This is a genomic window from Muribaculum gordoncarteri (genome assembly GCF_004803695.1).
GTDB classification, from domain to species: Bacteria; Bacteroidota; Bacteroidia; order Bacteroidales; family Muribaculaceae; genus Muribaculum; species Muribaculum gordoncarteri.
The window spans coordinates 1001576-1016052 of the sequence record NZ_CP039393.1; the positions used below are offsets into that span (position 1 = coordinate 1001576).

Sequence of the window (14477 nt, forward strand, 5' to 3'; positions counted from 1 at the left end):
TCAGAATCCGAATACTTGTTGTACTTCGTGGACTTCAACCATTGCCTTGAAAACAAAGTAGTCCATAGGTGTTGTTATTTTTATGTTTTCTACAGGACCTATTATGGTGTGTAGTTTGTAGCCATAGTGGTTCATTAGCGAGCAACTGTCAATGTAGTCGTGTCGGTTGTTTTGACGGGCGTCTTCATGTACTGTTAGGATGTCCTTCAGTACAAAACTTTGAGGCGCACGAGCTATTAGTGAGTCTTTTCGTTCAGGAATGTCGAAGTGGCCGTCAGCATTTGCTACTACAAATGTTTCTATCGTAGGTACACATGTTATGCATGAACCATATTGCTTTACCGACTTGATGTTGTCGCTGATTGTCTGTGCATTAATAAGCGGACGCACGCCATCGTGAATCAAGACTATGGATTCAGGGGAATATAGTTTTGATGCCGCTTTGATGCCGGAGTATATAGAGTCTTGTCCGGTGGCGCCTCCGGGTACAATGTCGACAACTTTCTGTATGTTGAATTTGTGAAGCAGCTGTTTAAGCTGTTCTATCCAACTTTCAAGACACACAACTACAATTCCGTCGATCTCAGGATGTTGTTCAAATAGTTCAAGGGTATATATTATTATCGGTTTACCCTTAAGTTCAAGAAACTGCTTTGGCTTTCCGTCATTGTTCATTCGGCGCCCGCTGCCTCCGGCAAAAATGACGGCTATATTACTTCGCTTCATTTCTCCATTATTAACTAAAAAGTAAGTATCCCAGTACATTACTATGGATGATTTCAGTAATGCTCAAAATATCTTTATATAATAGAAACTAACCCCAAAATAGTTGTACAAATTATTACAGATCTATTATTCTGTTTAATTTTCATTGATGAATATAACTTCTTTCAGAAAGTTTTTTAAAGAATATGAATCTGATAATTTAAATGTTGATGCATTTATAATATTAGGAAAAACAGGATGTTCTCTATCAAGTATGATATAAGATTCTTTAGGAATATCCGAATAGTTTACGAGGTCTTTATTTGTAGTAAGAAGAATACATCCACTTTCGATTGCTTCAATACTTCTCATTGTTAATCCGTATTGGGATGGATGCTGTACATCTAAAACTACTTTAGATTTACGAGTTATATCAATTACTTTATTATATGAAATTGGCAATATGGAAATTATATCTAAGTCTTTAATCCTTAATTGACCTGTTATTATCATTTTTATAAATAACCATATACCTGTATATAGTTTTATATAATATGATTTTCCATTCAATTTGGCCTGTCGTTTAATTTCTCTTGAAATTTCTAACCTATCAGAATGTAGTCCTCCTATGAAAGATATATCAATATTTTTAGTAGTTTTATTTTGTTTCTCCCTATAAAATAATGGTCTAAAAGATAGATTTTTATTTTTTAAACAATCCACTCTGTCAAAACTCCATATTTTGTCAAAATAGTTTAGTGTATTTAAATTTTTTAATCTATGAAGATCATCCCATAGGTATAATATAAATATGGCATTAGGATTTAGCGACCTTAGTTTTATTAAATGAGAGTCATCAAAATTTTCTCCCTTTATTACAAATACAATGTCATTATTGATCGAACTTCGGTTTATTTGCCTGTCAATATTTTTCTTTAATATTTTCTCAGATATTTTATTAAGATGAAGTCTCTTGAATATTAGCAAATTCCAAATATTTGTATGAGTAGAGAAGTATGATACTTCCTTATTTAGTTTTTTTAATTCGGCTATTATCGATTGATCATAATCATAGAATCCTATTCCTATAAATAGAATTCTATGACCTTTAAGTTGTGATAATTTATTCATTTATAAAGTCCTTTTTGTTTCATTTCCTCTATTGAGGCTTCGTAATTATCTTGCTGAATTGGTTGGCTATCAACCCAACGGCAGAATTGTTCGATTCCTTTATCGAATGACCATCTGGGTTCGAAGCCGAGCAATTTACGAGCTTTTGTGATGTCGGCGAAGTTGTGACGTATATCACCAAGACGGTAGTTGCCTGAAACGGTTATAGGGACATCTATGCCATAATACTTCTTGAGTGTATTTGCCACAGTCAGGACATCAGTTGCCACACCTGTGCCAATGTTAAATGCATTCCCTGAAACTCCCGGAACTGTCAATCCTAAGATTGTGGCATCAGCTATATCATCAATATACACGAAATCACGGGTTTCCTTTCCGTCCTCAAAGATATTGATACCATTGCCGTTTTTGATTCGGGTTGAGAAAATGGAGAGTATGCCAGTGTAAGGATTGCTAAGCGACTGCCCGGGACCATACACGTTCTGGTAGCGGAAAGAAACAGATTCTATTCCGATTGACTGGCACACCATGTGCACAAGTTGTCCTTGAACCTGTTTTGTTATGCCATAGACAGAACCGGGGTGTATCTTCGAATCTTCAGTTGTCCCAACGAGTTTCAACGGTTCTAAACAGCCCGGATATTTTACCTCAAAGTCTCCTTTTGACATCGTTTCTTCGGGACGTTCATCGGGATATACGAATGCGTTGAGCTCGTCGCTCCAATAACGTCCTTCACCGTAAATGGCGCGAGACTCAGCCACAACCACACGTTTTACATCGGTCTTTTCATTGGTGAGGATGTCAAGGAGAATTGCCGTACCACCGATGTTCACATTCACGTACTTTTCTATCTCGTACATTGATTGACCTGTCCCGGTCTCGGCAGCGAGATGCAACACCGCATCAACTCCATCCAAGACTTTGCGCCAATCATCACGTGATGTCACCGTGCCTTTGACAAACCGAACTTTGCCTTTTATGCTTTGATAAAGCGGGGATGTAACCTCCGGATTATCACCATGAATCTGCGGTGAAAGGTTATCGAGGACAGTGACATCAATACCCTTAGCTATAAGTTTCAGTGCAACATTAGAGCCGATGAAACCAGCTCCACCAGTAATCAATACTTTTTTCATTTCTGTCTTTAAAAATTCATTAAAAATGGAATCTACTGCATAACCGTGAGTCTCATTTTCAATCGACTGGGGTCTATTTAAAAATTTTTAATTGCGGGAAATTTGAATTCTTATTAGTTGGGGAAATTTTGACCCCATTAGAAAGAATTATGCAATATATCAGCATTTGAATATCCATTGAGAATGATTCTATAAAAAAATCTCCAAATGCCTGGAAAATCAAGCTGAAACAAGTTGCAGAATAAAACAATAATGCAATTTGATTACCTGCTTGCTGTAAACGATATACTATGCCCCATACCCATCCCATTATAATTGAGAAGATGAAAACCCCTACCCAATTAAAATCAGAATAAAATCCCCATATAGCCGTATATACATTAGTAAATACAGGAACTGTTACCCAACCTGGATTCTCCGTAAATGTGTAATCTAAGCCAAAAATATTAAGAACTGTAAATAAAAAAGGGAAAGAGGCACTCCCATTGGTTCCAATAATAGGATTCACCTCTTGGTTGATTAGCAAGTCTAAAGCAGTTATAGGAGATAATATATAGATGTATAGATATTTGATAAATGCATCATCTTGTTGAGCAGTAGAGTCATTCCTAAATACCGTAACAAGTATGAGAAGAATTACTAATATAATCGTACTTAGGATTAACTTGGATTTATTAATACTCTGTCTTCGATATAATATAAATACTATTCCGATAAAAATTCTAAAAATTGCTCCTTTAGCTGATTTGAGAAAACTAATGAGTATCAATAATGTGATAAGTAATATTACTCGTTTTTTCCCAACTTTATCATAATGAAGGAGCGCGTATAAACTATAAATAATTGTAAAAGTATTAATGGCAATCAAAATTCGAATAATGAGGGGATATTTATTCTTTTCAAGCATAAATGTTCGAAGATTTTCACCTACACCTCCTGAATAATGAATTAATAAAACTATTAGCAATATTGATAGTATAACTACATATGGAAACAGGATATTAAATAATTTAGAATTATATGATAAATTATTCGTACTATATGCAATGTGGTTAGGATGGTATGATACTGTATAAGAAACAACCATAAAAGGAATTACCCAAAAAGTAAATACGTTAAGGAATTCTGGCGATAGTCGCCATAACGGATGCTCCACTACAAGATATAATAGCAATGTGATTCCCCATGCTAACCCAACAATAACTGAAGGATGAAAAAAACTCCTTGTTAGATATTTTAGAATAAGTGCAAAGAAAATCGTAAGAATTGCACAGATTAATAGCATGGATAAATTTTTTATTAGCTAATTAGTGGACTCCAGTATTATTCGGAATACCTTTTGATATTTGATTTTATTGTATTTGTATTATACAGAAATCCTTAAGCAATTACAATTTAGAGATGTAACGAATAATTGGATATACTCCAAGCATGCAAGCCCAATATTTTATCCTTATTTTTAGAGTTTTGTTTTCAATTCTTTTGTAGTATAACTTCGCGTATTCTTTAGAACTGCGAAATACTGAAGAATTAAAGAGAAGTACAGCTTGATTCTGATCCAATTTTTTCTGAGGTACAGTATTTTGGCGACTGTTATACCATGTTCTTATATCATGGTAAGAGTTGTTGAATCGGATTATTTTCTCGAGGTCATTAGAATGACTTGCTGATTCAGTGCAGATTCGATAGACACCAGTTGTTTCATTTATGAATTTAATTTTGCTATTTTGAGCAAAATATAACCATATTGGGTAGTCGCCCATGAGCCATCCTCGTTTGCTTGGATGGATTTCCGTCAAATAATTATAGTAGATGGCTTTATGGAATACAGCCGTCAACGTTGGTATGGTATTCTCAATAAGTAGTTTATCCATCGTTTCATTTGGGCCTCCCCATTCATCAATGAATTTATTATTTTTGGGGACAAATCTCTTGACTTTGGTATAGCACATTCCGTAATCGGGATGTGATTCAAGAAAGTCTACTTGTTTTTGAAGCTTGTAGGGGTCGGTCCAATAGTCGTCACCTTCGCAAATTGCAATATATTCCCCTCTCGCTCGAGGTAAATTCCATACAGCTGAGCCGATTGGTTTTCCTAGGCTATATTGGTTCTCTTTTTCAAATAGAGGTTTTATTATGTCGGGATATTGTTTTGCATATTCCTTAATAATTTCCTCTGTCCCATCAGTAGAATGATCATCATGAATTAATACCTCAAAATTAAAATTAGTTTTTTGCATTAAGAATCCATCAATACATTCTTTAATGTATGATGCATGATTGTATGTTATGCAGCTTATTGAAACTAAAGGAAGATTATTCATATATTATTAATATTTGAATTCTTCGGATTTGCCCCATAATAAAGAAAATGGCTCAATTTGCTTTTCTTTTTTCATATCAATGCATGCTGATTTCCAATCATACTTTGGAATCCAACTCATTATTTCCTTGGCTTTAGTGGAATCTAATAGATTTTGTGGGGTATTGGGTTTATCCGGTATATAGATTTTTTCCGATTTACATTTTGGTGAATTGAAAGTTTCAATTATTCCATCGATTTGTTCTTCTAATGTATATGGTCTATCGCCTGACAAATTGAATATGCCTTCGACTCCAGTTTCAAGAGCACATTTGACTGCATTTGTAAAATCTTTTATATATAGCAATTCTTTTTTTCTTGAAGGATCTCCCCATATTTCAACCGGTTGATTTTGTTCGGCTTTATGTTGTATGATTCTCCATGGAAGCATTTTTTTTACACCATTAATATGATAATATGGATTTGGCTGATAACCATAAACTGTCAAATGCCTAAATATACAGCTGGATATACCACATAAATGATTATAGTGCTCTAAAATGTCAACTGCTGCATTTTTTGCTATTGCATAAATAGCATGATCGCCACCATCTTTAGGAAAAGATCTTTGAGCATCGTCCTTAACTGGTTTATCAGTGCCAAAAAATTGGCAAACATCCGAAGGAGTTGTGTTAAATATAACTCGACGACATTTTGTTATTTTCAACCATTCACAAAGATTTACCATGCCAACTACAATGCTATTAATATATGGCATTGGCGATGCATCAGCATGAGCTGGCATTGTGCCGGCAAGGTGTACAACAGCATCGATATCTGTCGGTAATTTTTTAAATGTTTCCTTGTCGGATAAATCGAAACCTCCTATATATTCAATACCTTTGGTTAAAAAAAATCCATTATCAGAATTTCGATGACCAATAGCCACTACATCGTATCCACATTCATTTAAATAAACTGATGAATATGCTCCTAAATGACCAGTAGCACCAAGTACTAATATCTTTTTATGTGTCATTATTTTATTATTATTTTACACCAATCGTTGATTGAAATCATTGCTCGTTCCAATGCTTCCCGTGTTGGGAATCGCAGGACAAGTGTACCGATAGCATTGTTTGCTCCTGTGAATCCGTTTACTTTATCTCCATTTTTGACCCATAAGTCGGTTTCTATGACAAGAGGTCGTTTGTCATCTGCGATTTCAAGACGATCGAATATTCCGTCATTGTCAGCGTGAAGTATTATCTCTGCAATGTGGCCGTCGTATTCAGGCATTGACATTGGGATAATTGAATCACCTACGGCTGCTTTTACTGCATTTTCGATGAGGTGGGCGTTGGCGGCAATGTCGAGCATTTCGGCAAGTCGGTTGCCACCTCCTCGGGGCGTGAACTCCATGATGTATGGCTTACCGTTTTTGCATAGCCGTGTTTCTACATTATATATACCCGTTCCCAATTTCAACAATGTTACAAGCCTTTGCAGTTCCGATCTCAGTTCCTCCTGAATGTTGGCCGGCATTGTGGAAGGCCAGCTGTAGGCGGCCGGTGTGTATGGATTTTCTGCGTTAGGATCGAAGAATTGATTTGAGAATGAGCAAAATGCCAGTTCACCATTGATTGAGAAACAATCGGTATCAGAAGAATTTCCCTCTTTTTCAAGGAAATCCTCTATTATGAAGTGCCCATTGTGAGATTCGGACAATGCATAATCTATGGCATCGATTAATCTTTCCGGAGTGTCGACTTTTGACACTCCTTTGCTGCCTGCCGAGTCAACCGGTTTTACAATTACAGGCCAGTTGAAGATTGCTGTATCAGCCAGGGCATCAGCTTTATTATCGTATCCTTTAGCGGTGGGTACATTAAAGTTGTGCTCCGTCAAGAACTTGCGGAATTTTGCTTTGTCCTGTAATATAGACACGGCTTCGTATGAGCCTTGAAACGGTAGCCCCATCTTTTCGGCTACGTATGCGGCGGTAACAACTCCAGGATCTACGGCAAATGACATTATACCGTCTATATCAAGTTCTTTGGTAAGACTTAACACGGCTTCTTTGTCAAGGATGCTGATGTTGTAATATTCGTCGGAGTATTTATGGGCTATGTTGTCGGGAATATAATCTACTGTAATGACATAATATCCGTTTTTGTGGGCGGCTTTAATTACCGGCAGCAGATAGCGAAGTCCGCCAAGGAGCATTATTTTTTTTTGTCCTGATTGGCTCATCTTTTTATTTGTGCTATTATTTTGTTAACATCGGCATCGGAGAGGGCATGGTGCATGGGTAGGCATATTACTGTGTCGGCCATGCGATGGGCGTTAGGCAGATTATCGGGCGCTGCTGAGGGGAGTCCGCGATAGGTGGTGAATTCGCTTATCAAGGGATAGAAGTATCGGCGTCCGAGCACTCCGTTGTCACGCATCTTGAAGTAAAGTTCGTCACGTGTCATGCCGAATTTGTCGGCATCGATAAATATCGGGAAGTAGGAGTAGTTGTGCTTTACACCGGGCATGTCGTCGAAGAACGTGATTCCATCTACATCGCGCAATGCTTCACGGTAGCGCACTGCTACTTGGTGGCGAGCTTCTATGGCATCATCGACCTGACGCAGGTTGAGCAGACCGTAGGCCGAGCGCATTTCGTCGACTTTTGAGTTTATTCCGGGTGCCACGACTTCGGTTTCTCCTGCAAATCCGAAGTTCTTTAGGTAGTCGATACGTTTCTTAGTCTTTTCATCATGCATCACCATGGCTCCGCCTTCGATTGTGTTATAGACCTTGGTAGCGTGGAACGACAGTGTCGACATGTCGCCGGCGTTTAATATGGACTCTCCGTTCACCTCAACTCCAAAGGCATGGGCGGCGTCATATATCACTTTCAGTCCGTATTTGTCGGCTATCTCCTGAATGCGCTTTGTATCGCACGGTTTTCCGTATACGTGCACAGGCATTATGGCCGTAGTCTTGGGTGTTATGGCCGCTTCAATCTTTTCGGGATCTATGTTGCCTGTTGCCGGATCGATGTCGACAAACACGGGCTTTATGCCGTTCCACCACAATGAGTGGGTCGTAGCCACGAAGCTGTAGGGGGTAGTTATCACCTCGCCGGTTATTCGCAGTGCCTGAAGTGCCGTAATCAGAGGCAGGGTTCCGTTTGTGAAAAGGCTTACATAAGGCACTTTGAGATACTCGGCCAATGCTTTTTCAAGCCGTTGGTGGAATGAGCCGTTGTTGGTTATCCATTTACTGTCCCAGATTTCCTTGAGTAGTTGGTGAAACTCGTCAAGGTCGGGCAGCAAAGGTGAAGTGACCGTAATCTGATGATTATTGTCCATGTTGTATTATGTATATTTTATACTTGATTATTTCCTTTCTTTAATGAAGGCAAGCAATTCTCGTAGGTCCTGCGACTTGGTAAGCCGTGTTATTATTGCGAAATAGGCTATGCCCGCTGCAATTCCGGCAATGAGCTGGAACCGCTCTCCTGGGATAATATTGACAGTCGCATACACCACAGCACCCATCGACAGAGAGTAGAACAGGGTCGGCATCAGGTCGCGCATTTGCTTGAAGAATCCCACCTGGATTAATTTGCCAGTGTAGTAGGTGTTTATGCCAAGGCATATCAATGATGAGAATATCGAACCCACGCACATGGCTATTAGTCCCATGGGCACGGTCATGCAGAGAATTGCCACGCCGATGCACTTTTTCCAAATCTCCAGCTTCAGGAACAAGTCGGAACGACCCTTGACCTGTAGCAAATTGAGGTTTATAGCATGCACGGGATACCACATCATTGAGAAGCATATTATTGAAAGAAGAGTGGCTGCAAACGCCCACTGCTCCTTTAGTAGCACAATTACCATTGGATGGGCCACTGCTGCAAGGCCTACCATGAGCGGAAACACGATAAATGCCGACAAGCGCAGAAACCGTCGGTAGACCGAGCGAAGCCGAGTGTCATCGTTCTGGATTGTGCATAGCACAGGGAATGTCACACGCTGGATTATGCCGGTGAAGTTGGATGACGGAAACTGTGCAAACTGGTGGGCTCGTGTGTAGTAACCAAGGTCGGCTGTTCGGAACACCTTGCCAATCACTATCAGATAGACATTCTGGTATATCGTATCGATGATTCCGCTTATTGCCAATTTGGATCCGAATCCGAACAACTCGCGGAATGAACTCCAGCTATAAGATAGAGCAGGGTGCCAGTGCGACAACACCCAAAGCAGACCGGTGTTGACAGCGAGGTTGACAATCTGGTGTCCGGCAATGGCCCACACTCCCCATCCGGTATATGCCATGTATATTCCTACGATTCCTGACACTATTGCAGCCGTAAGTGAGGCTTTGGCTTGTGTCTTGAAGTCAATATTCACCGTTAACAACGCTCTCTGCACCACGACAAGCGAGTTGAGGAGCACGCTAAGTGAGATTACTCTTGTAAGAGGGATTAATATAGGCTCATCATAGAATTGTGCGATAAGCGGAGCGCATAAAAACAGAATCAGGTACAGTACAACACCTACGGCTATGTTGAAGTAGAACACCGTTGAATTGTCGATCTCGGAGCGATTTTGTTTTCTTATAAGAGCCTGTGAAAATCCGCTATCGACGAGTGACTGGGATATTGCTATGAATATGATTATGTCGCCCACAAGACCGTAATCCTCAGGTGTAAGGATTCTTGCCATGACGATCATCACGACAAAAGCCACCCCCTGCACCGAGAATCGCTCAACCGAGCTCCACAGGGTGCCTTTGAGGGTCTTGTGTTTCAGTGATTCGGGCATGGCGGTGGCGCCTGATGCGGCCGAGGGTGTGTTAGATGCCGATAAGTATGAAATCCTCGTAGGATTTACATTGCTTCGGCGAGATGGGTTTTGAATTGAGCATCGAGACTGTAGGCAATGCGGTCGAGCTGATGCGTGTCGGCCGATTGCATAAGGGCTGTCAGCAGATTCTGTTCAATTGTATATGCCTGTCTTATTGAGTTGAATCGTTGGCGATTGCTTCGCAGGAATGCAAGTTTGGCTTTGAGCGTTTCGGCGTTTTCTGTGCCGTTGACTATTATTGAAGGAAGATAATGGTCAGAAAGCATTCGCTTAAACTGCTCCTGATTGCGTCCTGTAAAAGCAAATAAGTCCTTATCGAGAAGAATGCGTGCCTTATGTAATGATTGTTCAAGCGATGAATTTAGGAATTTGCCGGTGGACTTACATTCATTATACCATTCGCTTGATGTCAAGCATTGCCATTGGAGGGGCTTGTCAAAGAACGCTTTGTCACGAAACTGTATTCTGTCGGAAATAGCGCTATAAAGATCCGTATCGCTGATAAGCATGTTGCCACGCATGCGCTCATTGAATGATTTCAGGTAACATCCTCCGATAAAGGCTGATGATGCCGGAGTCCTGAACGCTATACGGTGAATCAAGTCAAATCCACTTAGCGCAACAATGAGCTCATGGACTGGTGTGACAGCGATGTTGCCTTCAATTGCTTTGACCCATTCTTTGGATTGCTGCAATAATTGTCGTGACATTGCTGTTGATGCAGCTCTACAATCAAGAAGCCCGTAATGTTGCATGAGTGATATCAGCAGATGATTATATGCCGATATTTCATGACCGTTTGAGAAGTCAATAGATGAATAATGAGGTAACTGAGCTATTTCAGAATCAATCATGCAGAGTAGAATTATTGTTGATCGGCTCGATGTCGATAGGGTCAATTGATACTTTGGCACATCCAAGAATGTCAAGTCTGATCCATAACTCACTTTTTCCGTCTTGCGATGTGATTACTTCTCCTTCAAGTCCGCAAAGTCCCCCTCTAATGACTCTTACTTTGTCGCCTTTAGTGTACATCCTATCCACAAATTCAACCGGACTGTTAGAATTGCCCAACATGAATTTGAGTTGATACATCTGTCTATCCGGGATGATTGCTACAGGTCGACCGAATTTGTTCGGATTTCCCGCTTTGTTTGTGAGAAATCGATATATGTAGGGGAGCGTTACTACGCTTCTGCGTTCGTTTTCGGTACAATGTAAAAATACCATAGACGGTATGACGACACGGTCTATTTTCTTCTTTTTGCCGTTGCGCCAAAGTCGATATTCTTCTTGTGATGCGACATAGGCTTCGTATCCTTCGTTGGATAGCTTTTCGGCCGTGACTTTTTCAGAACGGTTGTTGACGATTGCAACATACCAGTTGGCTTTTTCCACGCCTACGGCGTCGTCAACGCCATCAGGCACTGTCGAGAAGCTGTCGTTATTTGCTTGGATATTCATCACTTTGAATCCAATTTTGATAAGCATCTCTTGGCAAGAGATTTCGCTCATTTGAAACATATTGTAATACAGTCACATTATATTTCAACATTCCTTGCATTTTGAAAACAATCAAAGGATTATGAATATTTTACATCAGATGCGTTACTGATTAAATTGATTGATTGACTTGTATATCTCCATGAAAAAGATTAATTTTGTCGGCGAATAAGTATCTCTTGCCAAGAGATTTCGCTCATTTGTAAACGGTATCTATATAAAGAGATTTATATAATTAGTATTTATTCAAGATTGGATGGAGGTGGGTTGGGGGTGGAGATAAATTTTTAGAGATGTGGGTGAGTTTGTTTGCAAATCCAAAAACATTTCATAACTTTGGGAACTGACAAAAATCTTCTATCCACGTTAAACACGTTTATTTATGAAGTATGTATCCTTATCGGATTCAACGGTTCGACGCCTCCCGTTCTATTTGGCGATGGAGGAGTATGTCGCTCGTCGTTTCGATGAGGAATTTTTCTTTATGTGGCAGGTTGATCCCACAGTGATATTCGGTCGTAACCAATTGATTGAAAGAGAGGTCAACATTGACTATTGTCGCAATAACGGCATTGCGGTATATCGTCGCAAGAGTGGAGGAGGATGCGTGTTTGCCGACATGAGCAACATCATGTTTTCTTATATCGTTAGCTCCGACGATGTTGTCACAACCTTTTCATCCTATACCGAGCGGGTGGCCGCAATGTTGCGTTCACTCGGGTTGAATGCTGAAAGCACCGGTCGCAATGATGTGCTCATCGACGGTCGCAAGGTGTCGGGAAACGCTTTCTATCACATTCCGGGCCGAAGCATAGTTCACGGAACGATGTTGTATGACACCGATTTGGCGCATATCACACAAGCCATCTCTCCATCCGAAGCCAAGCTTGAGTCAAAGGGTGTCGACTCGGTGCGTAGTCACATAACTACATTGAGCCGGCATATCGACATGGACATCGAGGAGTTTAAGGCCTATGCCCGGCGGTATATGAGCGACGGTGAGCTTGTGCTGACAGCTGACGACATTTCGGCCATAGAAGAGATGTCGCAACCTTACTATTCCGATGAATGGATTTTGGGAAAGAATCCGCTTTGCGGAGTGTCGCGTCATTGTCGCATCGAGGGGGTGGGAGAGTTTCAGGTCGACATTGAGCTCAAAGGCCAACGCGTGCATAAAATCAACATTGCAGGCGATTATTTCCTGCTGAGCGACATCGATGCCAAGCTTCTTGACCGCCTGAAAGGTGCTGTTTACACGCGGGAGGCATTGGACGATGCGATTGGCGACATAGATGTCGGCTCAATTATTTCGGGACTTGATAAATCACAATTACTAAACATATTGATAGAATAATATGCCGGATAACAAGAAAACTTGTCTGTATGACAAGCATGTCGCTCTTGGAGCGCAAATGAGTCCGTTTGGCGGATTTGAGATGCCGATACAATATAGAGGCATTGTAGAGGAGCATGAAGCTGTGCGCAATGCATGTGGAGTGTTTGATGTATCCCACATGGGCGAGGTGACCATTGAAGGCCCGGCAGCCGAGGCCTATGTGAATTATGTGTTCAGCAACGATGTCACAGATGCGTCGGTAGGAAAGTGCTTCTATGGAATGATGCTGAATCCTTCGGGAGGCGTGGTTGACGACTTGCTCGTCTACAAGCGTGCTGCCGACAAGTTCTTCTTCGTCATCAATGCATCCAACATCGACAAGGATGTAGAGTGGATCAAGAGCAATGCTTCAGGATTTGATGTAACGGTTGAAAATGTAAGCGAGAATCTTGGCGAACTTGCCGTGCAGGGCCCTGCAGCCGAGCGCATAATGAACGAAGTTTTAGGAATCGACTGCAGTCAACTGACATTCTATACCTTCTTTGAGCCGATGATCGACGGGCAGCCGTCGATAGTGAGCCGTACTGGCTACACCGGAGAGGACGGTTTTGAGATATATGCCTCACATCAGGTTATAATTGACCTGTGGGAGCGGTTGATCGCTTCGGGACAGGTTGAACCGTGCGGCCTCGGTTGTCGTGACACACTGCGCTTTGAAGTGGGATTGCCGCTCTATGGCAACGAACTTGCCGACGACATTTCACCGCTTGAGGCCGGATTGAGCATGTTTGTGCGTATGGAGAAGCCCGATTTCATAGGACGCGATGCCACGGTGGCATTGAAGGCAAAGGGTGTCGACCGTAAGCTTGTAGGTCTTGAACTCGCCGACAAGGCCATACCCCGTCATGGCTATGAAGTGCTGAACGATGCCGATGAGGTTGTGGGTCATGTCACTACGGGTTATCACTCCATATCGACCGACAAGAGCGTGGCAAATGCCATGGTCGATGCACGTTATTCGGCATTGGGAACTCCGTTGAAAGTGCGCATACGCCGCAAAACATTCCCTGCCACAGTTGTAAAAAAGAAATATTACAAGAAAAATTATAAAAACTAAACATTAAGTATTATGAGCAAGATTTATTATTCACCTTCCCACGAGTATATTAAAGTAGACGGTAACATAGGAGTAATCGGCATCACCGATTATGCACAGCATCAGCTTGGCAATGTGGTGTATGTCGATCTTCCCGAAGAGGATGATGAGGTGACCGCCGGAGAGGATTTCGGTGCAATCGAGAGCGTTAAGGCTGCAAGCGACCTTATTTCGCCGGTTAGCGGTAAAGTAATAGAGGTAAACTTTGCGCTTGTTGACGAGCCCGGACTTATCAACAAGGATGCCATGGACACCTGGATTATAAAGGTAGAGCTTTCCGACCCGTCGGAACTTGACTCACTTCTTGACGAAGAGGACTATAAGGCATTGTGCCACTAAT

14 protein-coding genes are annotated in these 14477 nt (G+C 41.2%); 3 read left to right on the forward strand and 11 right to left on the reverse strand.

Annotated elements, in window-relative coordinates; translation table 11 throughout:
* The 11 genes from E7746_RS04405 to E7746_RS04455 form a co-directional block, all read right to left on the reverse strand.
* Positions 1 to 726, reverse strand: coding sequence for an IspD/TarI family cytidylyltransferase (locus tag E7746_RS04405; protein ID WP_136409971.1), 726 nt, complete (start codon positions 724 to 726; stop codon positions 1 to 3).
* A gap of 135 nt (positions 727 to 861) precedes the next feature.
* Positions 862 to 1836, reverse strand: coding sequence for a CgeB family protein (locus E7746_RS04410; protein WP_136409972.1), 975 nt, complete (start codon positions 1834 to 1836; stop codon positions 862 to 864).
* A complete protein-coding gene (locus E7746_RS04415) occupies positions 1833 to 2972 on the reverse strand; it encodes an NAD-dependent epimerase/dehydratase family protein (protein ID WP_136409973.1) in 1140 nt (379 codons plus the stop codon). The genes E7746_RS04410 and E7746_RS04415 overlap by 4 nt, the downstream gene beginning before the upstream one ends.
* Positions 2973 to 3045: 73 nt before the next feature.
* On the reverse strand, positions 3046 to 4257 hold the full coding sequence (locus tag E7746_RS04420; RefSeq protein WP_136409974.1) for an O-antigen polymerase: 1212 nt from the start codon (positions 4255 to 4257) through the stop codon (positions 3046 to 3048).
* 103 nt (positions 4258 to 4360) lie between these two features.
* Positions 4361 to 5296: a glycosyltransferase family 2 protein gene (locus tag E7746_RS04425; RefSeq protein ID WP_136409975.1), complete on the reverse strand. Its 936-nt coding sequence runs from the start codon at positions 5294 to 5296 to the stop codon at positions 4361 to 4363.
* Between the two features lie 6 nt (positions 5297 to 5302).
* The gene (locus E7746_RS04430) at positions 5303 to 6313 is read right to left on the reverse strand and encodes an NAD-dependent epimerase/dehydratase family protein (RefSeq protein WP_123395864.1); all 1011 of its coding nucleotides are present in this window, start codon (positions 6311 to 6313) and stop codon (positions 5303 to 5305) included.
* Positions 6313 to 7527: an ATP-grasp domain-containing protein gene (locus E7746_RS04435; protein ID WP_123395863.1), complete on the reverse strand. Its 1215-nt coding sequence runs from the start codon at positions 7525 to 7527 to the stop codon at positions 6313 to 6315. Before E7746_RS04435 ends, E7746_RS04430 begins: the two co-directional genes overlap by 1 nt.
* On the reverse strand, positions 7524 to 8636 hold the full coding sequence (locus E7746_RS04440) for a DegT/DnrJ/EryC1/StrS family aminotransferase (RefSeq protein ID WP_136409976.1): 1113 nt from the start codon (positions 8634 to 8636) through the stop codon (positions 7524 to 7526). The genes E7746_RS04435 and E7746_RS04440 overlap by 4 nt, the downstream gene beginning before the upstream one ends.
* Positions 8637 to 8663: 27 nt before the next feature.
* Positions 8664 to 10100 (reverse strand): lipopolysaccharide biosynthesis protein, encoded by a 1437-nt coding sequence (locus E7746_RS04445; RefSeq protein WP_136409977.1) that lies wholly within the window; start codon positions 10098 to 10100, stop codon positions 8664 to 8666.
* Between the two features lie 65 nt (positions 10101 to 10165).
* Complete coding sequence (locus tag E7746_RS04450; protein ID WP_238337332.1) at positions 10166 to 10852, reverse strand: hypothetical protein; 687 nt, start codon at positions 10850 to 10852, stop codon at positions 10166 to 10168.
* A gap of 136 nt (positions 10853 to 10988) precedes the next feature.
* Positions 10989 to 11606 (reverse strand): UpxY family transcription antiterminator, encoded by a 618-nt coding sequence (locus E7746_RS04455; RefSeq protein WP_168184296.1) that lies wholly within the window; start codon positions 11604 to 11606, stop codon positions 10989 to 10991.
* Between the two features lie 421 nt (positions 11607 to 12027).
* Here E7746_RS04455 and E7746_RS04460 point away from each other — a divergent pair, with 421 nt between their 5' ends.
* The 3 genes from E7746_RS04460 to gcvH are packed head-to-tail and all read left to right on the forward strand — an operon-like array spanning position 12028 to position 14476.
* Positions 12028 to 12999 carry a lipoate--protein ligase gene (locus tag E7746_RS04460; protein WP_123395858.1) on the forward strand — a complete coding sequence of 324 codons (972 nt, stop codon included), beginning with the start codon at positions 12028 to 12030 and terminating at the stop codon, positions 12997 to 12999.
* 1 nt (position 13000) lies between these two features.
* Positions 13001 to 14098: a glycine cleavage system aminomethyltransferase GcvT gene (gcvT, locus tag E7746_RS04465; RefSeq protein WP_136409979.1), complete on the forward strand. Its 1098-nt coding sequence runs from the start codon at positions 13001 to 13003 to the stop codon at positions 14096 to 14098.
* A gap of 12 nt (positions 14099 to 14110) precedes the next feature.
* Positions 14111 to 14476, forward strand: a complete 366-nt coding sequence (gcvH, locus tag E7746_RS04470; protein ID WP_123395856.1) for a glycine cleavage system protein GcvH — start codon at positions 14111 to 14113, stop codon at positions 14474 to 14476.
* The last annotated feature ends 1 nt before the right edge of the window (position 14477 follow it).

Bases quoted from the DNA above. Each gene is read 5' to 3' on its own strand.
- E7746_RS04410 (WP_136409972.1), bottom strand. From the start codon at position 1,836: ATGAATAAATTATCACAACTTAAAGGTCATAGAATTCTATTTATAGGA.
- E7746_RS04450 (WP_238337332.1), bottom strand. From the start codon at position 10,852: ATGTCACGACAATTATTGCAGCAATCCAAAGAATGGGTCAAAGCAATT.
- E7746_RS04425 (WP_136409975.1), bottom strand. From the start codon at position 5,296: ATGAATAATCTTCCTTTAGTTTCAATAAGCTGCATAACATACAATCAT.
- E7746_RS04460 (WP_123395858.1), top strand. From the start codon at position 12,028: ATGAAGTATGTATCCTTATCGGATTCAACGGTTCGACGCCTCCCGTTC.
- E7746_RS04440 (WP_136409976.1), bottom strand. From the start codon at position 8,636: ATGGACAATAATCATCAGATTACGGTCACTTCACCTTTGCTGCCCGAC.
- E7746_RS04455 (WP_168184296.1), bottom strand. From the start codon at position 11,606: ATGAATATCCAAGCAAATAACGACAGCTTCTCGACAGTGCCTGATGGC.
- E7746_RS04445 (WP_136409977.1), bottom strand. From the start codon at position 10,100: ATGCCCGAATCACTGAAACACAAGACCCTCAAAGGCACCCTGTGGAGC.
- E7746_RS04430 (WP_123395864.1), bottom strand. From the start codon at position 6,313: ATGACACATAAAAAGATATTAGTACTTGGTGCTACTGGTCATTTAGGA.
- gcvH (WP_123395856.1), top strand. From the start codon at position 14,111: ATGAGCAAGATTTATTATTCACCTTCCCACGAGTATATTAAAGTAGAC.
- E7746_RS04435 (WP_123395863.1), bottom strand. From the start codon at position 7,527: ATGAGCCAATCAGGACAAAAAAAAATAATGCTCCTTGGCGGACTTCGC.
- E7746_RS04420 (WP_136409974.1), bottom strand. From the start codon at position 4,257: ATGCTATTAATCTGTGCAATTCTTACGATTTTCTTTGCACTTATTCTA.
- gcvT (WP_136409979.1), top strand. From the start codon at position 13,001: ATGCCGGATAACAAGAAAACTTGTCTGTATGACAAGCATGTCGCTCTT.
- E7746_RS04415 (WP_136409973.1), bottom strand. From the start codon at position 2,972: ATGAAAAAAGTATTGATTACTGGTGGAGCTGGTTTCATCGGCTCTAAT.
- E7746_RS04405 (WP_136409971.1), bottom strand. From the start codon at position 726: ATGAAGCGAAGTAATATAGCCGTCATTTTTGCCGGAGGCAGCGGGCGC.